This is a genomic window from Sphingomonas mollis, from assembly GCF_016427505.1.
Taxonomy (GTDB): Bacteria; Pseudomonadota; Alphaproteobacteria; order Sphingomonadales; family Sphingomonadaceae; genus Sphingomonas; species Sphingomonas mollis.
Window position 1 is genome coordinate 1 of record NZ_JAELXS010000007.1, and the last position, 21790, is coordinate 21790.

Genomic DNA, 21790 nt, shown 5'->3' on the forward strand with positions numbered 1-21790 from the left:
TCCGCAAACCGGCGTGGTTCGCATACAAGTATCTGCACCTCCTGCGCGGCCGCGAGATCGCGACCGGCGACGATCAGACCCTCGCCGCCAGCGAAGGTGGTCGCACCGGCGTCCTGCTATGGAACTGGCAGCAACCACGACAGGACATCAGCAACCGCCCGTTCTTCACGCGCGTTCTGCCGGCGCAGCAGGCGATACCGCGCGCGATCGGTTTCGCCGGACTGAAGCCCGGTCGCTACCGGCTGACGATACGGCGTACCGGATACCATGCCAATGATTCGCACACCCGCTATCTGGAGATGGGTTCGCCCGCCACCCTGTCGCCTGCGCAACTGGCCGAACTGCAATCACTGACGCGCGACTTGCCGGAAACCGATCGCTCGGTCACGATCGGACGCGATGGTCGCTACCTCGCCACCGTGCCGATGCGCAGCAACGACGTGGTGCTGGCGCTGCTGGAACCGGCGGTGAAATAGCCCGTCAGATCACATCACCGGCCCTGTACGATCGCCACGCCCCAAGGCGCGAGGTCGATGGCTTCACCCGCGGCGAGCTTTCGGCCCGACAGCAATTCCGTGCCGCCGGTCGCATCGATCACCGGTCGTGCCGTGGCCGAATAATTGAGCACATAGCGCAAGGATCGACCGTCGCGCGCCGTACCCCGACGGACGATCAACGGCCAGTGTTCGGCCGGCACCTCGACACCGGCGCGGCGGACTTCGTCGGCCAGCAGTTTCTCCGCCATCGCGTCGGTCGGCATGAAGCCGACATAGCTGACCTCGCCCTTGCCCCAGCCGTTGCGCGTCATCGCCGCCGTGGCCGGCCATGACGGGTGTTTGTAGCGGGCGACCACGGTGGCGGTGGTCGGGGTCAGCATCTCCATCCACCAGCGCGGGCGGTTCTCGGCGTCACCAACCTTGAACGGATCGTCGGCCAGCGACACGTCGTTGGGAATGGTGAACAACTGATACTTCACGCCCGCCGCCTCGGCGATCGCGCCCGGCTGGCTGGCATAGCGGACCTTGACGTTCTCGTCGGAGAAACCGCTCTTGAAGCTGTAGAGCAGGTGGCCGCCGCGTTTGGCATAATCGTTCAGCGTCGCGATCTCGGCATCGCTGGCGGCGTAGAGCGCGGGGACGATGACGAGCTTGTATTTATCCAGCGGCACCGGCGCATCGACGCTGACGAAATCGACCTCGATATTCTGGCGATACAGCGCGTCGTAAAAGCCGCGGACGACATTGCTGTAGCTGATTTGCCGGCCATCGGCATTGATCCTGAACGCGTCGAACGCGGTCAGCGCATTGTTGCTGACATAGATGGCGACCTTGTTGTCCTTCTTCAGGTCGACCAGTTTCGATCCCAGCCGTTTCAGGTCGGCCCCGATCGTCTTCGCCTCGTCATAGACGGGGTTGGGCTGGTAATCCTGCGTCAGCAGTCCGCGCCAATAGGTTTCGATCGCATTGGCGGTCGATGCCCAGTGCCAATAGGACACCATGTTCGCGCCGGAGGCGAGGTGGCTGAACGCCTGCAATCGCAACTGTCCCGGAAACGGGGTCCATTGCGGAAAGCCCTGCGCCTCCGTCTCGATCACGAAGTAATTTTCGCCCGGACGGATCGAGCGCGCGAGGTCGCCGAAGAACGCGATCTCGGTGCCGGTCAGCTTTTCCTGACTGGGATGGTAGATATCGACGCCGGTGATATCGACCGCCTTGGCCGATCGCCAATGATTTGCCCTGCCTTGCAGGCCGGACGAAAAACCGCCGTCGAAGTCGTAATCGAAATTATGGGTGATGAACTGGCCGGGCCGGGAATGGCCGCGGACCAGCTGCGATTGCCAGACGAGGAAATCGGTGACCAGCGTGCGCTGGAACTCGGCGAACGCGCTTGTGACGCTGGCGTTGATCGAATGGGTGGTGGTCGGGAAATCGTCCCAGTCGTTGATGCGGTTGGACCAGTAATTCAGGCCCCATGCCGCGTTCAGCGCGTCCAGACTCGGCCATTTGCGCTGCATCCCGGCCTTGAACGCGGCCTGGATGCGCGGGGTATCGAGCGGGAAGGTGCGCGTCTCGTTATCGATCTGATAACCGATGACGGCGGGGTGGTCCTTCACATGGTCGATCAAGGCCACGATCACGCGCTCGCACGCGGCACGGTAATCCGGGTCGGTGATGTCCATGTTCTGGCGGGTGCCATATTGCCCCGGCCGCTGGAGCACGTCGGGATGCTGCCGCGCGAGCCAGGTCGGCACGGCATAGGTCGGCGTGCCGACGATCACCTTGATGCCCTGCCGGTGCATCGCCGCCAGCATCCGGTCGACATGAGTGAAGTCGAACACGCCCGGCTGCCGCTCCAGCGTCCCCCAGGTCGATTCGGCGATGCGGACCACATTGATCCCCGCCGCCCTCATCATCCGCGCATCTTCGTCGACGCGGTCGACGGGCGTGTATTCGTCGTAATAGGCGACGCCGTACAGGATGGTCCCGGGCCGCTCGATCGACGCCGGGGCGGCATCGGCCGGCATAGCGATGGCAAGCATCATCCCGCACAGCAGCGCTTTCGTGACCATCGTCGCCTCCCCCGTGTACTATTTATTTTGCCGTCGGCTTTGCACGCTGTCGGGAAAGTGACAAGTTCTTCGGATCAGCAGGGCGGTTTTCAGCCTGGGGTGCGCTGCCTGATTATAGCCGCGACGATCGTTTCAGACCGGTGGCCGGATGTGGTGACTGTCGCCGAGACGCAGTGTCATCGGCCAGCGTTGCTGCAGCAGCGGAACGTCATGACCGTCGCGCGACGCCACGGCCGCCCCGATCCCCTGCGCCAACGCCAGCCCCAGGTCTTCCAACGCCAACGTGAAGCAGGTCAGGTCCGGTGACAGCGCCCGGCATGTCGGACTGTCGCGCAACCCGATCAAGGCGATGTCGCGTCCGGGTTCCAGCCCAAGACCACGCAACGCCCGATACGCCCCCACCGGTGCCGTCTCGCCCATCAGCAACAGCGCGCTGGGCCGATCGTCCAGCGCCATCAATTGCCGCGCCGTCGCCTCGCCATCGCTTTCATCGGTATCGCCGTTGTGGACCAGTGCCGGATCGAACGTGATGCCGGCATCGTCCAGCGCCGTTCGGTAGCTGTCGACGATGATATGGCTGTTGTTGATCGTGGCGGGCGGCGCGACCAGTCCGATCCGGCGATGACCGGCCGCCGCGAACAGCGCCACGGCATCGGCGACCACGCTTTCGAAATCGAGATCGATCCAGGCGAAGGGCCGCGCGGTCGCGGAACGACCGAGGGCGACGAACGGAATCCTCCGGTCGAGCAGGAAGTCGATGCGGCTATCCTCATACCGGGTCGCGGACAGCAGCCAGGCATCGACGGTGCCGCGCGCGACATGGCGACGCAGGAAGGTGAGGCCATCCTCTCCCGTGCGTGCGAGCAGCACGACCAGATCGAGACCGTGTTCGGCCAGTCCGGTCTGCACCCCTTCCAGCAGCGCCATGAAGAACGGATCGCCATGAACGGCACTGTCATGTTCCAGCGTCAGCATGAAACCGATGGTGCCAGTCCGTCCGCTGCGCAGCGTTCGGCCCGACTGGTTGGGCGTGTAGCCGAGCCGCGTCGCGGCTTCGAGCACGCGCTGGCGGGTGGCCGCGCTCACGTCCTTGCGGTCGTTCAGCGCGCGCGAGACCGTGCCGATCGACAGGCCGAGCTGGCGGGCAAGGTCGCGGATATCCATGCCGCCGTGATCGCGGCGCGGCTCCGTCGGCGCAAGTGGATTGACAGCGGCCCTACTCCACGCGACAACACCGGAAACGTTTACGGAACGGCGCGAACCGTATCCGAAGGAGAGGATCGCATTGGATACGCTTGCCCTGGAATCGCATTCGATCGGCTGGTCGTACAATGGCGACTGGCTGAGGATCGAGGCGCACGGACCGCATGGCCTGCGTCTGCGGGCCTCCGATCGTCCGGCGCGGGCGGCGTCGCCGGGGGCGTTGCTCGACGTGGCGACACCCGATCCGGTCGTCCGGCGCGACGGCAACGTCGCCCGGATCGAACACGGCAATATCGCCGCTGAAGTCGACCTGCAGGGGCGGGTGCGCTTTCTCGATCGGAACCGCCGCGTGCTGCTGGAGGAGAAGTGGCGCCAGCGCGATACGGTGGCGAAATTCTGGACGGTCGGCACGGATGCGACGGGCACGATCAGCGCGCTCGGCATCGCGGGACGCGAGTTCAGGCCGCTGCACGGCGACGTATCGCAGATCACCGTACGGTTCGAGGCGAAGCCGGGCGAGAAGCTGTTCGGCATGGGCCAGTATCAACAGCCCAATCTCGATCTGGCCGGCTGCATCCTTGAACTGGCGCAGCGCAATTCGCAGGCGAGCGTGCCGTTCGTCGTATCGAGCGACGGCTATGGTTTCCTCTGGAACAACCCCGCGGTCGGCGATGTGTGCTTCGCCGCCAACGGCGCGTGCTGGATCGCGCACGCCGCCCGGGAGATCGATTACTGGGTCACCGCCGCCGACACGCCGGCCGCGATCGTCCGCAATTATGCCGCGGTCACCGGCACCGTGCCGAAGATGCCCGACTTCGCGCTGGGCCTGTGGCAGAGCAAGTTGCGTTATCGCACGCAGGACGAACTGCTGGCGGTGGCGCGCGAGTATCGCCGGCGCGGCATTCCGCTGGCGGTGATCGTCGCCGATTTTTTCCACTGGCCGGTGCAGGGCGACTGGCGCTTCGATCCGCGCGAATGGCCCGATCCGGCGGCGATGACCGCCGAGCTGAAGGCGATGGGCACCGAATTGCTGGTGTCGGTGTGGCCGACGGTCGATCCGCGGTCCGAGAATTATCCGGCAATGGCCGAAAAAGGCTATCTGGTGCGAACGCGCCGGGGAATCGACATCCAACAGGATTTCCTCGGCAACACGCGCTTCATCGATCCGACCCATCCCGGCGCGCGGGCATTCCTGTGGGAGCGGTTGAAGCGCAACTATCGCGATCTGGGCGTCCGGCTGTTCTGGCTGGACGAGGCGGAGCCGGAATATTCCGCCTATGATTTCGACAATTATCGCTATCATGCCGGCGGCGTGCTGGAGGTCGGCAACGCCTATCCCTTCCACTTAGCGCAAGCCGTTCACGACGGTCTGCGTGCCGAGGGCGAAACCGAGATCGTCAGTCTGGTGCGTTGCGCCTGGGCGGGAAGCCAGCGTCAGGGTGCGCTGGTCTGGTCGGGCGACATCCACAGTTCGTTCGCGGCGATGCGCAACCAGCTGAGCGCCGGCCTGAATATGGGCATGGCGGGCATTCCGTGGTGGACCACCGATATCGGCGGCTTCCACGGCGGCCATGTCGACGATCCCACGTTCCGAGAATTGATGGTGCGCTGGTTCCAATGGGCGGTCTTCACCCCCGTGCTGCGCATGCACGGCCACCGCGACCCGATCACCCCGCCAGCCGAGCCGTTTCGTGACGGCGTCGCGCAATGCGATACCGGCGCGGGCAACGAACTGTGGAGTTTCGGCGAGCCAGTGTTCGATATCCTGCGTCGCTACGCTGCGCTGCGCGAACGGCTGCGGCCCTATGTCGCGTCGCTGATGGTGAAGGCGCACGAGCATGGCGATCCGCTGATGCGGCCGATGTTCTTCGACTTCCCTGACGACGCGCGCTGCTGGGCGCTCGACGACCAGTACATGTTCGGCCCCGACCTGCTGGTCGCGCCGATCGTGGCGGCGGGGGTGACGGAGCGCGACGTGTATCTGCCTGACGGCGACTGGGTAAATGCATGGAGCGGTGATGCGGTCGCCGGCGGGCGGGTGGTCCGTTGCGCCGCACCGCTCGCACGCATCCCGGTCTTCGTCCGCGCCGGTGCCGCCGTGGCATCGGCCTTCGCGCAAGACGCCGGGACGAGCTGATCCGACAGCACGCGCATAGCGGTATCGACGGGCAGGAGAGGAGACGCTGATGGTGACGATCGCGCAACAGGGGGACGCCGGTACGGTGGAGCTAGGCCCCGTCGCGCCCGCGGACCGCGTGCCGTTCTTCGAGAAGGTCTGCTACGGCTTCGGTGACGCGGGCGGCACGATCATCACCGGGCTGATCGCCAATTTCCTGACCTTTTATTACACCGACGTGTTCGGACTGGCGCCGGGCATCGTCGGTGTCATCTTCCTGTCGCTACGCATCTTCGACGCGATTTCCGATCCGTTGATCGGGATGATGGCCGACCGCACCCACACCCGCTGGGGCCGGTTCCGGCCGTATCTGTTGTGGACCGCGATCCCGGTCGGGCTCAGTTGCTTCCTGACCTTCCAATCGCCTGACCTCGGCTATGACGGCAAGGTGGCCTATGCCGCCGCGACCTACTTCCTGCTGGCGCTGTCCTATTCACTGAACAACGTGCCCTATTGCGCGCTCATCACCCGCATGACCGACAGCGCGCGTGAGGGTGTGGCGTGCCAGTCGGTGCGGTTCGCGATGGTCGCGATCGCGTCGTTCGGGGTGTCGGTCGGCCTGCCGATCATGGTGCGGCAACTAGGCGGCGCCGACGTGGCGCTCGGTTATCGCAACGGCGTCGCGATCCTCAGTCTGGCCGCGGTGGCAATGTTCCTGATCTGCTTCGCGTTCGTGCGCGAGCGGGCGGTGCCGTCCGATGCGGTCGAGCTACCGTTGCGCGTGGCAATCTCCAACACGCTGAAGAACGATCAGCTACGCCTGACGTTCGTGATGACGCTGCTGCTGATCGGCATCTTCAATACCAAGGGCGGCGCCGCACTGTATTTCATCACCTACGTCCTGAACGGCGGCACGACCTATCAGGCGCTGTTCTTCGGTATCGCGACCACCGGCGGTTTCATCGGCTCGATCGTCGTCCAGCTGTTCACGCGGCGCTATGACGTGAAGACCGTCTATGTTTGGGTCAATCTGGTGCTGGTCGCGGGGCATTTCGCCGCCTTTTTCGTGCCGGGCGACTATCCGACCCTATGGCTGGTGCTGGTCGGCCTGTGCTGCATCGTACTGGGCTGCACGCTGCCGCTGCACTTCACGCTGATCCAGCTCGCCGACCAATATGGCGAGTGGAGGCTCGGCACGCGATCGTCGGGGATGAGCTTCGCGTTCAACCAGTTCTTCGTCAAACTGGCCTGGGCCGTGGCCGGGGTACTCATCAGCGGCGTGCTCGTCGCGGTGTCGTATCAGGCGGGCGCCGGCAACCAGACACCGCTTTCGCTCACCGGCATCATCCTGTTGTCGACGGTCATCCCCGGCCTGATGCACCTCGCGCTCGCGTTGACCGCCAGCCGCCTGATCCTGAACCGCGCGACGATCGACCGCATGACGGCCGGGCGCAGGGCATGAACCGTCATCACATCCCCAACGAGGCCGAGCTACATCCCATGACATCCGCGTCCGCCCTCCGCCGTCGTGCCACGACCATCGTCGCCGTCCTGCTCGGCTCGTCCGCCCTCGTCGCCGCGCCGGTGGCAGGCCAGCAGGTGGCCGAGCGGCTGGAGGCCGACCTGTCGAGCGACACCGGCCCGGTTCATGGCGGCGCGTCCGGCACGCTGTACGGCCTGTACGACGCGCGCCTGCCCAGCGCCAATCTGGTCGAGGGGATCGCGCTGCGTACCGTATCGACCAAGGCGCAGGACGGGCCGCAGCATCCCGGTGCCGATGCGCTGGAGGTATCGACGCTGCTGACCGATGCGTCGGGCGGCGACACCTACATCTACATGACCGACATCTACCGCGAATTTCCCTATGCGTGGAAGACCGGCACCTGCGAACAGTCGGTGGCGTCCTATCTCGACAAGATACGGATGCAGACCGAACAGGTCCGCGCGATGCCCGTGCGTTATCGCGATCGCATCGTCTTCGCGCCGTTCAACGAGCCCGAAGGGAACATGTTCGGCGACGGCGTCAAAAGCTGCAACGGTGTCGGCTGGCAGAAGAACCCGACCGCGTTCTTCGACGCCTGGGACCGCGCCTATCGCGCGATCCGCCAGATATTGCCCGGCGCGCGCATCGCGGGACCGAACACCAGCATCCTGTTCGACGAGGTGAAGGGCTTCATCGCGCATGCGGTGAAGAACGGCACCGTGCCCGATGTCGTGACGTGGCACGAACTGAGCAATCCCGCGACCGTCCGCGCCAGCGTCAGGAAATATCGCGCGTGGGAGGACACGCTGTTTGCCGGCACGCCGTTGCAGGGGCGCCACCTGCCGATCAACATCAACGAATACGCCCATAACTACCACACGTCCGTGCCGGGACAGATGGTGCAGTGGATCGCCGCGATCGAGGATTCGAAGATCGACGCGGACATCGCCTATTGGAACATCGACGGCAATCTGAGCGACTCCGCGGTTCAGGCCAATCGCGGCAACGGCCAGTGGTGGCTGCTCAATGCGTACCGCACGATGAGCGGGCACGGCCTGACCGTCACGCCGCCGCACCCGGACGAAAGCTACACGCTGCAGGGTCTGGCGTCCTTCGATCCGACGCGGGGGCAGGCCCGGCTGCTGTTCGGTGGCAGGAGCGGCGGTGCGACGATCGCCCTGACCAGGATGCCGGCGTCCTTCGGCACCACCGCGCGGGTACGGGTGCGCGAGATCGGCTGGACCGGCCAGCTTGGCGATGCGCCGCCGCCGCTGGTCGTCGCGGAACGCGCGGTGCCGATACGTGACGGGCGCGTGGATCTGGCGTTCGGCACTGGCGACCTGCCAGGATTGCGGGAGGAATCCGCCTATGAAGTCGTCCTGACACCCGATGCCAGGGGTGCGCGATCCATCGCACCCGCGATACCGTGGCGACAGGATTACGAGGCCGAAGCGGCACGCCGGACGGGCACCGGATTGACGGTGCGCGGGCCGGAGGGATCGCCGAAGGATGTGGGCCGCTTCCACACCTCGGGCGGCTATTCGGTGGAGGGATTCACCACCGGTGCGAATGCCGGGCTCGACTTCGCGGTCGATGTGCCGCGCGATGGCCGCTACGACCTGCGCGTCCTCGCCAGCACCTTCAATCAAGACCCGAAGGCCGTCGCGCAGGGGCCGACCAACATATTCCTGCGCATCGACGGCAAGGCGATCGGCGAGACGGAGCTATTCCTGCCGCTCGGCTACAAGCCATCCGTGCTCGATCACGCCGATACGGCGGTGACGTTGACGGAGGGGCGCCACGTCCTGACGCTGGCGACGCGCAGCCTCGACGGCAAGCGTCGCACGCAGGGCAATGCGCTGGTCGATCGCATCACGCTGTCGCTCGCCGATACGGCGCCCGACACCCGTTACGAAGCGCGGGACGCCTGGCTGACGCGGACGAATGCCGGCGCCGATGCCGCCGATGCGGTGCGGCTCGACAAGGGCGATGCCGCGACCTTCTGGGTATATGCTGCGCAGGACGGTCCGGCGCGGTTGACGGTGGAGTCGGACGGTGACGGCATGGCCGGCCTCGCCGTCAACGGGCGTATATTGGCCCGCGCGACGCGCGATGCCTTCCTGTTCGGCGGCGTCAACAAGGTGACGCTCACCGGACTGACCGGCACGACACGGTTGCATCGCCTGCGCGTCGGTAGCGCGCCGGCCTCGCCCGCCCGCATCTACGAAGCGGAAGCCGCGACGATCGCCGGTGTCGCGCGCATCATGCCCGCCACGCTGGCGAGCGGCGGGCGGGCCGTGTTCGACATCGGCGGCGCACCGGGCAATGGCAACACGCTGACGTTCCCGGCGGTGACGGTGGACCGGGCGGGCGATTATGCGCTCACCATCCGCTATTCGAACGACGAGCAGTCGAAGGCGACGCACTATAATCCCGACCCGCTCGCGCGCATCGCGCGCATCTCGGTCAACGGTGCCACGCCGGTGCTGGCGACCTTTCCCAACAGCTTTCACCGCAACAACTGGTGGGAGATGACGGTGCCCGTGACCCTGCGTGCCGGCACGAACACCATCCGCATCGCCGGCGAGGAACAGCCCAACCGGGACGGGCGTACCTTGGCCTCGCAGCAATGGCCGGGCGTGCTGCTGCGCTCTCGCTTCGCCCCGAACATCGATCACATCGCCGTGGCACCGATGCCGGGGTCGAAGGCGCCGGCCACCCACTGACACGACGACATCAACCAAGCCGATAATCGAGGAGGGGTAACATGAAGAACATCATGATCGCACGCCTGTTGACGTCGACGGCAACAGTGCTGGTGCTGGCTTCCGCCGCACCGGCAATCGCGCAGCAACAGGTGCCGGGTACCACCAGCGCCACCACCAGCGCCGACCCGACCACCGACACCGCGCCGCCGGCCGATGGTTCGACGGACGACATCATCGTCACCGGCATCCGCCAGAGCCTGAGCAGCGCGCAGAACATCAAGCGTAATTCGGACGCGATCGTCGATGCGCTGGTCGCCGAGGATATCGGCAAGTTCCCGGACAACAACGCGTCGGAGGCGATCGCGCGGGTCACCGGTGTGCAGGTGACACGTTACGCCGACGAAGCGAACGGCGTGCTGATCCGCGGCCTCCCCAATGTGCAGACCACGGTGCAGGGGCGCGAGATATTCACCGCCGATGGCCGCTCGGTCGCGATCCAGGATTTCCCGGCACAGGCCCTCTCGCGCGTCGACGTGTACAAGGCGGTGACCGCGCAGAATCTGGAGGGCGGCATCGCCGGCCTGATCGATGTCGGACTGCGCCGGCCATTCGATTTCAAGGGCTTCGAACTCGCCGGCGCGGCGCGGGGCGTCTACAACACCGAGTCGCGCAAGCTCGACCCGATCGGCAGCCTGCTCGTCAGCAATCGCTGGCAGACCGGCATCGGTGAGATCGGCGCGCTGCTCAACGCATCCTTCACCCAGACCCGCTATCTGAATTCGATCCGCTATCAGGGTTTTCAGGACAATGTGCCGACCGCGCAGCAGGTGCTGCCGGCATCGGTCGGGCGCAACTTCACCTTTCCGCAGGATATCGGGCTCTTCTATCAGCGCGGGAATCGTCAGCGGCCGTCGATCAACGGATCGCTGCAATGGCAGCCGTCCGACAATCTGATGATCTACGCCGACGGTCTGTATCAGGGCTATCGCAACAAGGTCGCCAACGACTTCTTCGGCATCTCGATCCAGTCGAGCACCACCGGGGGTAGTCCACCGACGATCCGCAACGCCGTGCTGACGCAGGACGGAACGACGCTCGACTCGTTCGACATCGATCTGGGCATCGTCAACGGCCCGACCAAGCAGGCCGGGCGTGGCCGCACCGATACGCTGCAAGGTGCGCTCGGTGCCCGGTGGGAGGTGAGCAATGCGGTGTTCACCACCGATCTGGCCTTCACCAAGTCGACGGTCGACAACACCTATTACGAATTCCAGACCCAGATGGTCAGCCCGCTGTCGCTGGCGGTCCGGCTGAACGCGGAACGCAGCGTCGATTTCGTACCCACCGGCGCCGATTTCACCGACCCGGCCAGCTTCAACGTGCGCGGCCTCTATGAGAACCGGAGTCGCGCCACCGGCGACCAGTGGCAGTGGCAGGGTAACATGGACCTCGACACCGGCTCCCCCCTGTTACCGAAGTTCAAGTTCGGATGGCGCTACGCCAATCGCAACGCCAGTTCGACCTATGGCGATCGTTATGCCGGCCTTGCCGGTCTGCGCGATCCCATCTCGCGGGTGCCCGGCGTGTCCGACGGCAAGATCATCGAAGCCGGTTTCCACGGCGACGACGTGCAGAAATTCCGATCCTGGTTCGCACCGGACGCCGACATCCTGAACGACCGTATCAACGATGTGCGCGGCTATGTCCGCGACGCTCTGGTGCGCGCGAGCGCCGATGCGGGCACGCGCGGGCAATGGGCGCCGGAACGACCCGCCCTCAACCCCCTGAACGCCTTCTCCGCGCGCGAGCAGGTGTTCAGCGGCTATGCGCAGGTCGACTATGCGTTCGATCTGGGTATCCCGATCGATGGCGTGATCGGTACGCGCATGGTCATCACCCGCAACCGGCTGGACGGCACCAACTCGCTGCCGGGTGCCGGGGGCGCGACGTTGCTCGTCCCGATCGCCTCTTCCCAGCAATATACCGACGTGCTGCCCAATATCAGTGCACAGTTGCACTTCACCGATCGCCTGAAACTGCGTCTGTCGCGCACGGAGGCGTTGACCCGGCCCGGCTTCAACCAGATCAATCCGACGCTGACGGTGCAGCAGGGGACGATCGGCGGCAACATCTCGTACACCGGCAACGGCGGCAACCCGGATCTGCAGCCGGTCCGCTCCGACAATTACGATGCGTCGCTGGAATATTATTTTTCGCGCACCGGATCGGTATCGGTCGCGGGCTTCTATCGCGAGATCGACGGTTTCATCAACTCGCTGCCGCAGATCGTGAATGTCGCGCCGTTCGGCAACATCCTCGTCTATCGCCCTACCAATGCCGGTTCCGGCAAGATCAAGGGGATCGAGGCAGCGGCGACGACCTTCTTCGACTTTCTGCCCGGCGCGCTGCGCGGTCTCGGTGCGCAGGCTAATTTCACCTATATCGACGGCGAGCAGACGTTGCAGTCGGCGGCGAACTTCGTCGGGGGCCGCAACACCCTGCCCGGCGTGTCGAAATACAGCTTCAACGTCATCGGGCTCTACGAACTCGGACCGACGAGCATCCGGTTGGCGTACAACTACCGAAGTGCCAACGTCGACGGCTTCGGCGCGCCCGGCGTGTTCACGACCGTCTATTCGGATTCGGTCGGTCGCCTCGATCTGTCGGCGAGCTATAACATCAGTGACAAACTGACCTTTACGGTCGACGCCACCAATCTGTTACGCACGCCGTACCACAGCTACGTCAAGGATTCACGCTATCCCCGCGACGTTCGCTGGGAAGCGAGCCTGTTGTCGGCCGGCGTCCGGTTCCGGTTCTGATCGGCGGCGATATCGCGGGCCGCCGACATGCTGGTACGGCGACCGACATGTCGGGCGGTCGCGTTGCATGGGATATAAGTAATATATTGCTATCGGAGATCCTGAACTAGAAGCTCTGCTTCACGACATGGTTCCCCGCTTTCAACAGCAGGTTGAGAGCCCCCTCGATCAGCTTGCTCATCAGGGCTGACGCGGCCAGCGCGTCGCCCTTCATGATGGCCGTCGCCACCCGCTTGTGATCGATCGCGCTGGCGCGGCTGACGCCGGCATATTCGTTCGTCCGCCGGATGCTGAATCGCAGCGTCGCTTCCGACAGATCGGTGAACTGTCGCATGAAGCGGTTGTTGCTCGCCTCGATCACGGCGCGGTGAAAGGCGATATCCGCCTCGAGCGGATCGTCGTTGCCCTGTTCGGCGCTGAACATCCGGTCGGTGGCGTGGCCGATTGCCGCCCGCTGCGTCCCGGTGGCGCCGTCGGCGGCGAGTCCGGCCGCGCGGGGTTCGATCGCCATCCGCATTTCGGTGAACGCGATGAGCAGGTCGATCGAGAATTCCCGCTCCAACAGCCATTTGAGCACGTCGGGATCGAGGAGGTTCCAGCTGTCCTCCGGCTGCACCACCGTGCCGGCGCGTTGCCGGGCACGGAGCAGGCCCTTGGCGGTCAGCATCTTCACCGCCTCGCGTACGACCGGCCGGCTGGCGCCATATTGCTCGCAAAGCTGCGCCTCGAACGGAAATCCGGTCGCGGCGGTGAATTGCTCGGTGACGATCGCCCGCCCCAGATCGTTGGCAATGCGCCGGGTGATGTTCCCGCTCCCGTCCTCCCGTGCCGCCGATGGCTTGCTGCTGATGTCCATCCCGATCGCATACCGGATCGCGCTCACGAGGTCACCGGGTAAGGCGAAGCTCAGCCGGCGAAGCGGCCGCCCCGATCGCCCATCCGGTGAGCGATCCACAGGCATGCAGATCGAAGGCGACCATAGCGCGTCGTACCTTCTTCTCGGGCAAAGTAAAATATGATAATTTCTTGACGCTTGTCAGGCGACGGTTAGGATCGCACGCAACGATGACGTTCCAGATGGGGATATATCGATGACCGCCGACGGCGTGGACCGGATAGGCCGGATCGAGACGTTTCTGGTCCATCCCCGCTGGCTGTTCGTCCGGGTCGAGACGGAACAGGGTGCGGTCGGCTGGGGCGAGGCGACGCTGGAGGGGCATGCCGAGGCCGTCGTCGGCGCGCTGGAGGCGGTGCGTGACCGCCTGATCGGGCATAACCCAGACCGCATCGAAGATGCGTGGCAGATGCTGCACCGGCTGGGCTTCTATCGCGGTGGCCCTGTCCTGCTGTCGGCCATCGCCGGGATCGATCAGGCATTGTGGGATATCAAGGCGCGCAAGCTGGGTGTGCCGGTTTATCAGTTGCTGGGCGGACGGGTGCGCGACCGCATCCCGGTGTATGCGTGGATCGGTGGCGATCGCCCCGCCGACGTGGCCGCCGCCGCCCGCGCCCGCATCGATCAGGGCTTCACCGCGGTGAAGATGAACGGCACCGAGGATGTCGGCTGGCTCGACAGTCCGGCGAAGATCGACGCCGTCGCCACGCGGCTGGCGGAGGTGCGGGCCACGGGCATCGACGTCGGTATCGACTTCCACGGCCGCGTCCACAAGCCGATGGCGCGCACCGTGCTGCGCGCCATCGAGCCGCTGCGTCCGCTGTTCGCCGAAGAGATCGTGCTGGGCGACAATCCCGACATCTTCGCCGGTCTGGCCGGCTTTTCCAGCGTGCCGCTGGCGCTGGGCGAGCGGTTGTACAGCCGCTGGGATTTCCGGCCCTTCTTCGAGAGCGGAGCGCTGGATATCGCGCAGCCCGATCTGGCCCATGCCGGTGGTATTTCGGAATGCCGCCGTATCGCCGCGATGGCCGAAACCTATGACGTGGCGTTCGCGCCGCACTGTCCGATCGGGCCGATCGCGCTGGCGGCATGCCTGCACCTCGCGGCGGCGACACCCAACTTCGTCATCCAGGAAATATCGCTCGGCATCCATTACAACGGCGCGGCACAGGAACTGGCGACGTTGATGCGCAATCCCGACCTGTTCCGTATCGACGGCGGCAGTGTCGCCGTGCCCGAGGGGGTCGGGCTGGGCGTCGATATCGACGAGAAGGCGGTGCGGGCGATGGCGGTCGATCCCCACCGCTGGCGCAATCCCGTCTGGCGGGGACGGGACGGGGAGCTTCGCGAATGGTGACCGGGCGCAGCGTGATCGTGACCGGCGGGCTGGGCGATATCGGCATGGCGGTGGCGCGCGCCTTTGCGCGGGAAGGCGCATCGCTGCTGCTGGTCGATGCGCGCGAGGATGGGGGCGGGGCGGCCGAGGCGCTGCTGGCCGACGGCGCGACGCAGGTGCTGATCCGCACCGCCGACATCGCCGATCCGGCTATGGTGGCCGCGGCGGCGACCACCGCGCAGGAAGGGTTCGGTTCGCTCGACGTCGTCGTGAACGTCGCGGGCATCATGATCTACAAGCCGCTGGCGGAACTGGCGGCGGCGGATTGGCGCCGGCTGCTGGACGTCAATCTGGTCGGCGCGGCGATGTTCATCGGCGAGGCGTTTCGCCGGATGACGCCGGGCGGCTGCATCGTCAACATCGCCTCGGTCCACGCCCGGCGCACTTCCGCCCTCGTCGCGCCCTATGCGGCGGCCAAGGCCGCGCTGGTCAGCCTGACGCGGTCCGCCGCGATCGAGGGCAAGCCGCTGGGCATTCGCGTGAACGCGATCCTGCCCGGCGCCATCGAGGGATCGCTGTTGCGCGCCAGCCCGAACATCGCGTCGGGAGCCGAAATGGTTGATCCCGCCGATCTCGGCCAGCCCGAGGACGTCGCCGCGCTGGCCGCCTTCCTCGCCTCGGACGCGGCGCGGTTCATCACCGGCGAGGACATCGTCGCCGATGGCGGCCGCATGGGGAGGCTGTAACATGCACGTCGTCGATCTCGGAGGACCCGAGGCGAGGGGTGATGCACCCACCGCGACGGGCGCGGTCTGGCTGGCGGCGGCGATATCGGCCCTGGGCGGCTTGCTGTTCGGGTATGACTGGGTCGTGATCGGCGGCGCGAAGCCGTTCTACGAAGCGGCCTTCGCGCTCGATACGCCGTCGGCCCAGGCATGGGCGGTCAGTTGCGCGCTGATCGGATGTCTGGCGGGGGCGATGGTGTCGGGGGTCATCGCCGATCGTCACGGCCGCCGGCCCGCGCTGTTGATCGCGGCGGTGATCTTCGCGGTGTCGTCGATCGGTACGGCGCTGGCGAGCGGCTTCGGCATGTTCGTCGCGTGGCGCATCGCCAGCGGCGTGGCGATCGGCATGGCGTCCGGCCTGTCGCCGCTCTACATCGCGGAGATCGCGCCATCGGGCAGCCGGGGCAGGCTGGTCGTCCTGAACCAGATCGCCATCGTCATCGGCCTGCTGGCGGCGCAGATCGTGAACTGGCTGATCGCGCAGCCGGTCGCGCCCGGTGCCACGGCCGCCGACATCGCCGCGTCGTGGAACGGCATGCTGGGCTGGCGCTGGATGTTCGCGGCGGCGGCAGTGCCGGCTATCGCGTTCGTGCTCGGTTGTCTCCTGATCCCCGAAAGCCCGCGCTGGCTGGCGTTGCGCGGCCGGTGGGACCGGGCGCGTGCGGTTCTGGCCCGGCTGGGCGGCGAGGCGCATGCGCAGGTGGCGCTCGACGATATCCGCCGCGCGCTGGAGGCGGCACCCGGTCGCAGCCTGCGGGCGGTGTTGCAGGAACCCCGTTTCCGCCGCGTCCTGCTGATCGGTGTCGGATTGGCCGTGCTACAGCAATGGTGCGGCATCAACGTCATCTTCAATTACGCGCAGGAGATATTCGCCGGCGCCGGATACGAGGTGTCCGACACGCTGTTCAACATCGTCATCACCGGTGTCGTGAACTGCGTCTTCACGCTGGTCGCGCTGGGCACGGTGGAGCGCTGGGGACGGCGTCGCCTGTTGCTGGTCGGATGTGCGGGCCTTGCGATCATCTATGCCGCCGTCGGGGCGGGGTATGTCATGGGGGTGCAGGGCTGGCCGCTGTTGCTGTTGGTCGTAGCGGCGATCGCCACCTACGCCATGACGCTGGCGCCGGTGACCTGGGTCGCCCTGTCGGAGATTTTTCCGGGCGAGGCACGCGGCGCAAGCATGGCGATCGCGACGACCGCGCTGTGGGCGGCGTGTTTCCTGCTAACCTACACCTTCCCGCTGCTCAACGCCCGTGCGGGGACGGGTGTTACCTTCTGGATCTACGGCGCGATCTGCGCGGCGGGGTTCGTCTTCATCCATCGGATGCTGCCGGAAACGAAGGGCAAGACGCTGGAGCAGATCGAACGGGACTGGTGACGGGGCATGGCTTTCGCCGGTTGCCATATTTCCTGATCGGTACGGGCAAGACCGCCGACGCTCGCTCGCCCCGATGAAGCGAGCCGACATGGACCCGACACGCCGCTACCCCAATCCCGTCTTTATCTATCCCGGCTCCGCTCGCTGACCTATACCGCGGCCAGCCGGCGGAGTTGATCGGGGGAGACGGGCGTCGCTGGTCTGAAGCGGTCGCCGGTCATGTAGCGTTCCAGGCTCGCGATCAGTTGCCGGCTGACCGGATCGTCCGCGCCCGTGCCGTCGAGGGCGAAGCCGCAGACGATCGCCCGGCCGCGTCCTACCGCCACCTCGATCACCAGCCCGAGCGGACGGGCGGTGAACCAGTCGTCGATCACCCGCACGATCGGCTTCACGCCGGGCGGCAACAGGTCGAGCCGCAGGGCGCCGGCGCGGTGGATCAGGTGCCACCAATGCCAGTTGCTGTGCGCGTCGGTGGGGAAATCGGCCAGCGCCGCATGATCGGGATCGCACAGGATACCCAGCGTCGTCGGCGGCTGACCCTGCGTCCACAACGTGTTCCAGAAGATGCTGGAAAAGCCGAGCTGGACCGACCGTTTGGCATAGTTGGCGACGCTCTTCCCCGACAGGCCGATCAACGCATCGCCACCGCCGGCGAGATGGTCGAGCAATGCCGCGTCGATGCGGTCGGTGCGCCGGATGCGGCTGGTGGCCGATGACGCCTTTACGGCCGGATAGATCCACAGGTCCCAGTCATTCTCCGCAACCATCCGGCCCGCGTGCCGGATGCCGACGGTCAGCCGCGCCGCGCTGGCGCTCTTCACCGTCAGCACCGGGGCGGCGGACAGATCGAGCGGCGCGTTGCCGAGCGGGATCGTGTGGGTGAAGGAACCCTCCGCCAGCGTCGCGCCGTCCGTCGTCTCGATCCGCCAGACGATCGCTGCATCCGCGATCGGCGCCGCGCCGAAATGCGCGACGTCGATCGTGAAGGCGAACGCCTTGCCCGAATCGACCACGCGCGACCCCATCCGCGCGAGCGGCACCGTGGCTGCACAGAAACGCCGGTACTCCGATCCCGTCACATATCCCTTGTCGTCCCAGAAGGGATCGAGCACCCCGACCAGCGCCGTGCCCTGACCGGGGAAATCCTGCAGCCCCAGCAACTGGAACCCGCCCATCTTGTGGGTCCGCAGGACGCTTTCGATCTCTTCCTTGTAGCACAGCACCTGCAGCCGGCCGGATGCGTACAGGAACTCGGGTGCCAGATCGTGCAGGCCGTTGTCGCGCAGCCGGTCGGCGAAGATGTCGAAATTCTTCGCCTTCAGATAACCGGTATATTTGCGGCGCTCGTTCAGGTCGGGATAGACGCACCACTGGCCGATTTCGTGGCTGATGACCGGCGCGCGGTAACGGCCGATGAAATCGCGATAATCGGTTTGCGTCTCCGGCGGCTTCGCATTGATCCGCGACGCCAGCCCCTGGCCCCAGTCCTGGATGCGCGGCTTGGGCGTGACATGGTACTGGCTCTCGTCGATCAACGGCCAGCCCGATCCGGCCGTCCACAACCGGCGCGGATCGCGTTGCCGATAGGTCGTTACATAGGCGGCGAGGAACGCATCGCGCTTCGCCTCTCCCGCCGGCGTCTTGCCGCCGCCCGGTTCGTTGCCATGCGTCATCAGGACGAAGCTCGGGTGATTGCCGTGCGCCGCCAGCACGCGATCGGTTTCGGCGAGGACCCAGCGATCGACCGGCAACCCGCTGCCGATCTTCACCGACTGGTTCGCCCAGACGGTTTCGATCTGCATGTAGATACCGGCCTCGTCGGCGGCATCGAATGCGGCGCCCGGCGGGCAATAGCTATGGAAGCGCAGATGGTTCAGGCCGTAATCCTTGGCGCGGCGCATGATCCGGCGCCAGTTGTCGATGTCGGTCGGCGGGTGTCCGGTCAGCGGGAAGATGCTGCATTCCAGCGCGCCGCGAAACATGACGGGGCGGCCGTTCATGGTGAAGCCATCGGGGCCGGCGGCGAGTTCGCGCCAGCCGAAGCGGCCCTGCCATTCCTCGCCGTTCGCCAGCCGCACCGTGACGTCGTGCAGCACCGGATCGAATTCGTCCCACGCGCGCGCCGATGCGGTGTCGCCGGGGTCGGCGCCGACCTTCGCCTCGAACCGGCCGTCCGTCCCCGTCCATTCCACCGTCGCGCGGGTCGATCGGCCGGCGAACAGGATGTCCGCGGTGGCGGCGCCGGTGGCCGCGCCGATCCGGGCCAGCGTGCCGCGCACCGTCAGCACCCGGTCGGCGAACGAAGGATAAAGGTCCACCCGGTCGATCCATGCGGGTTCGCTCGCGCGCAGTTCGATGCGGCCGGCGATGCCGTTCCAGTTGCCCTGGGTATGGTCGGTCACGCCGTGGCCATTATGGCCGATCTCGACGATCATGCGGTTGTCGACGCGGATCGTCAGCCGGTGGACGCCCGGCGACAACCGACCGAGATCATAAAGATGCGGCACGTGCAGCGCGTCGCTCCGCCCGATCGCGCGCCCGTCGACCCATACGCGCGTCTCCCAGTGCGGTCGCTCCAGAAAAAGTTCGACGCGCTTGCCCTGCCACGCGGCGGGAATATCGATGTCGCGCTGATACCAGGCGGCACCGCGATACCAGGTGTCCGGTTGCAGGAAGAACGGCACCTTCAACTGCCCCGGCTTACGATAGCGTGCGTAGTTCGGTTCGGTGAAATAGGACCGGTCGTTGACGTCGCCGGTCCACGGCGTGGTCAACGCGACGGGATTGCCGACACGGCCCTGTTCCAGACTGCCCGGCATCGGCAGCGTGTCCGGCAGCGTCGTGGCATACCAGCGTCGCGACAGCCCCTCGTCATCCGGGTCCAGCGCCCGCCGCCATATCGCCGCCAGATCGCCCGACGCCTCGCGCTCGCCGGCCAGAACTGCCGGACCGAACAAGCCGAGAAACGGAGTGACACCCAGGGTCTGCACCAATCGACGGCGGTCGATCTGCCCATGCCGAAGCCCGCTGCCCGTCATGTCGTTTTCTCCCCACCGTCTCTTACTTACCAATTAAGTATGATATTATCGGGATAACGTCGATATGCAAGTTACGGGTTGAGGAAGAATATGATCCGAACGAAAGGTAAAGATATTATCTAACCACCAGGACGGCATGCTTGATACCGAGCAAATCCCGTGCTCGCCTGTCGCTCACAGCGAAGCTCGATCGCAGATGCGTGTGAAGCGTGGCAGGATAGAGGGCGGCAGAAGAACGACGGCCGTCAACCCGCAATGGCGAGTAAGACGCGCTCCGAAGCATCGCTTTTTCGCTGGTTCCCAAGGGTATTCTGACCCCGGGAAAAATGGTGCCCAGAAGAGGACTCGAACCTCCACGACCTTGCGATCGCCAGCACCTGAAGCTGGTGCGTCTACCAATTCCGCCATCTGGGCACGGGGTAGGCCGGCGCCTCTAGGGGACGTGACGGAGCCTTGTCAACAGCGCTCGTCACGGCCAAAGGCATTTCATGGCCGCAGCGGGATACGAACACATGAACAACAAGCTGGTGACGCTGATCGGCGGGGGCGGTTTCGTCGGGCGTTATGCCGTGCGATCCCTGCTCGCCGCCGGGGCGCGGGTACGCATCGCACAGCGGGATCCGCGCCATGCGTGGTTCCTGAAGACGCAGGGCAATCTGGGCCAGACCCAGTTCGTCGCCGCCGACGTGACGCGGCCGGATACGATCGCGCGGGCGGTGGCCGGTGCGGACGTGGTCGTGAATCTGGTCGGCGTGCTGGCCGGGGCGGTCGACCGCATCCATGTGGATGGCGCCCGTACGGTGGCGGAGGCCGCGGCGCAGGCCGGTGCGGCAGCACTGGTGCACGTGTCCGCGATCGGCGCCGATGCCGGCAGCAAATCCGCCTATGGCCGCAGCAAGGGCGAGGGGGAAGCCGCGGTGCGCGCCGCCTTCGCCCAGGCGACGATCCTACGCCCGTCGATCGTGTTCGGTCGCGAGGATCAGTTCGTCAACCGGTTCGCCGGCATGATCGCCGCCAGCCCCATCGTGCCCGTCCTGCGCGCGCCAGTGCGGTTCCAGCCGGTCTTCGCGGGCGATGTCGGCGCGGCGATCACGGCGGCGGCAAGCGATCCCGATCGCTTCGGCGGCCGGACGTTCGCCCTCGGCGGTCCCGATATCCTGTCGATGGGTGAGCTGATCCGCTTCATCGCCGATGCGATCGGCCGCTCGCCGACGATACTGGAATTGCCGGACGCGATCGGATCGTTGCTGGCGTCGGTGCCCGGCGGGCCGATCACGCGCGACCAGTGGCTGATGTTGCAGCAGGATAATATCGTCGGCACCGAGACCGACGGGCTGGACGCGCTCGGCGTCGCCGCCACGCCGCTGGCGGCGGTCGCCTCCGACTGGCTGGTCCGCTTCCGCCGGCAGGGCCGGTTCGGCCGACGCTCGCTGGAACAGGCCGCCTGATCCCTTCTT

General features: G+C 66.0%; 12 protein-coding genes, 1 tRNA gene and 1 pseudogene. 9 read left to right on the forward strand and 5 right to left on the reverse strand.

The window, feature by feature from the left end; genetic code table 11:
- Nucleotides 1-476 (forward strand): annotated as a pseudogene (locus JAO74_RS12755) (GH39 family glycosyl hydrolase); the annotation flags it as partial.
- Nucleotides 477-490: 14 nt separating this feature from the next.
- Here JAO74_RS12755 and JAO74_RS12760 read toward each other — a convergent pair.
- Both JAO74_RS12760 and JAO74_RS12765 read right to left on the reverse strand, forming a co-directional pair.
- Nucleotides 491-2569, reverse strand: a complete 2079-nt coding sequence (locus JAO74_RS12760) for a beta-galactosidase (protein ID WP_199038604.1) — start codon at nucleotides 2567-2569, stop codon at nucleotides 491-493.
- Nucleotides 2570-2701: 132 nt separating this feature from the next.
- Nucleotides 2702-3733, reverse strand: coding sequence for a LacI family DNA-binding transcriptional regulator (locus tag JAO74_RS12765; protein ID WP_199038605.1), 1032 nt, complete (start codon nucleotides 3731-3733; stop codon nucleotides 2702-2704).
- A 121-nt stretch (nucleotides 3734-3854) separates the two neighbouring features.
- Between JAO74_RS12765 and JAO74_RS12770 the strand changes: the two genes are divergently transcribed.
- The 4 genes from JAO74_RS12770 to JAO74_RS12785 are packed head-to-tail and all read left to right on the forward strand — an operon-like array spanning nucleotide 3855 to nucleotide 12901.
- Complete coding sequence (locus JAO74_RS12770; RefSeq protein WP_199038608.1) at nucleotides 3855-5909, forward strand: glycoside hydrolase family 31 protein; 2055 nt, start codon at nucleotides 3855-3857, stop codon at nucleotides 5907-5909.
- Between the two features lie 49 nt (nucleotides 5910-5958).
- Complete coding sequence (locus JAO74_RS12775; RefSeq protein ID WP_199038611.1) at nucleotides 5959-7350, forward strand: MFS transporter; 1392 nt, start codon at nucleotides 5959-5961, stop codon at nucleotides 7348-7350.
- Nucleotides 7351-7388: 38 nt separating this feature from the next.
- On the forward strand, nucleotides 7389-10097 hold the full coding sequence (locus JAO74_RS12780) for a carbohydrate-binding protein (protein WP_233150981.1): 2709 nt from the start codon (nucleotides 7389-7391) through the stop codon (nucleotides 10095-10097).
- A 41-nt stretch (nucleotides 10098-10138) separates the two neighbouring features.
- Nucleotides 10139-12901 carry a TonB-dependent receptor gene (locus JAO74_RS12785; RefSeq protein ID WP_199038617.1) on the forward strand — a complete coding sequence of 921 codons (2763 nt, stop codon included), beginning with the start codon at nucleotides 10139-10141 and terminating at the stop codon, nucleotides 12899-12901.
- A 106-nt stretch (nucleotides 12902-13007) separates the two neighbouring features.
- On the opposite strand, the gene JAO74_RS12790 is transcribed toward JAO74_RS12785, so the two are convergent.
- Nucleotides 13008-13784 (reverse strand): FadR/GntR family transcriptional regulator, encoded by a 777-nt coding sequence (locus JAO74_RS12790; protein ID WP_332908807.1) that lies wholly within the window; start codon nucleotides 13782-13784, stop codon nucleotides 13008-13010.
- A gap of 208 nt (nucleotides 13785-13992) precedes the next feature.
- Between JAO74_RS12790 and dgoD the strand changes: the two genes are divergently transcribed.
- From dgoD to JAO74_RS12805, 3 genes are read left to right on the forward strand one after another with little or no spacing between them, the layout of a single operon-like run.
- Complete coding sequence (gene dgoD, locus JAO74_RS12795; RefSeq protein WP_233150982.1) at nucleotides 13993-15153, forward strand: galactonate dehydratase; 1161 nt, start codon at nucleotides 13993-13995, stop codon at nucleotides 15151-15153.
- Entirely contained in the window at nucleotides 15147-15878 is a 732-nt protein-coding gene (locus JAO74_RS12800) for an SDR family NAD(P)-dependent oxidoreductase (RefSeq protein ID WP_199038620.1), read from the forward strand. The genes dgoD and JAO74_RS12800 overlap by 7 nt, the downstream gene beginning before the upstream one ends.
- Nucleotide 15879: 1 nt before the next feature.
- Entirely contained in the window at nucleotides 15880-17295 is a 1416-nt protein-coding gene (locus JAO74_RS12805) for a sugar porter family MFS transporter (protein WP_199038623.1), read from the forward strand.
- Between the two features lie 149 nt (nucleotides 17296-17444).
- On the opposite strand, the gene JAO74_RS12810 is transcribed toward JAO74_RS12805, so the two are convergent.
- Together JAO74_RS12810 and JAO74_RS12815 are read right to left on the reverse strand one after the other, a co-directional pair.
- Nucleotides 17445-20285 carry a sugar-binding domain-containing protein gene (locus tag JAO74_RS12810; protein ID WP_332908808.1) on the reverse strand — a complete coding sequence of 947 codons (2841 nt, stop codon included), beginning with the start codon at nucleotides 20283-20285 and terminating at the stop codon, nucleotides 17445-17447.
- 375 nt (nucleotides 20286-20660) lie between these two features.
- Nucleotides 20661-20747, reverse strand: a tRNA-Leu gene (locus tag JAO74_RS12815).
- A gap of 98 nt (nucleotides 20748-20845) precedes the next feature.
- Here JAO74_RS12815 and JAO74_RS12820 point away from each other — a divergent pair.
- Complete coding sequence (locus JAO74_RS12820; RefSeq protein WP_199039146.1) at nucleotides 20846-21781, forward strand: complex I NDUFA9 subunit family protein; 936 nt, start codon at nucleotides 20846-20848, stop codon at nucleotides 21779-21781.
- Nucleotides 21782-21790: the final 9 nt, after the last annotated feature.

Coding starts and splice junctions, on each gene's coding strand:
- JAO74_RS12780 (WP_233150981.1), top strand. CDS start 7,389: ATGACATCCGCGTCCGCCCTCCGCCGTCGTGCCACGACCATCGTCGCC.
- JAO74_RS12820 (WP_199039146.1), top strand. CDS start 20,846: ATGAACAACAAGCTGGTGACGCTGATCGGCGGGGGCGGTTTCGTCGGG.
- JAO74_RS12805 (WP_199038623.1), top strand. CDS start 15,880: ATGCACGTCGTCGATCTCGGAGGACCCGAGGCGAGGGGTGATGCACCC.
- JAO74_RS12765 (WP_199038605.1), bottom strand. CDS start 3,733: ATGGATATCCGCGACCTTGCCCGCCAGCTCGGCCTGTCGATCGGCACG.
- JAO74_RS12775 (WP_199038611.1), top strand. CDS start 5,959: ATGGTGACGATCGCGCAACAGGGGGACGCCGGTACGGTGGAGCTAGGC.
- dgoD (WP_233150982.1), top strand. CDS start 13,993: ATGACCGCCGACGGCGTGGACCGGATAGGCCGGATCGAGACGTTTCTG.
- JAO74_RS12760 (WP_199038604.1), bottom strand. CDS start 2,569: ATGGTCACGAAAGCGCTGCTGTGCGGGATGATGCTTGCCATCGCTATG.
- JAO74_RS12785 (WP_199038617.1), top strand. CDS start 10,139: ATGAAGAACATCATGATCGCACGCCTGTTGACGTCGACGGCAACAGTG.
- JAO74_RS12800 (WP_199038620.1), top strand. CDS start 15,147: ATGGTGACCGGGCGCAGCGTGATCGTGACCGGCGGGCTGGGCGATATC.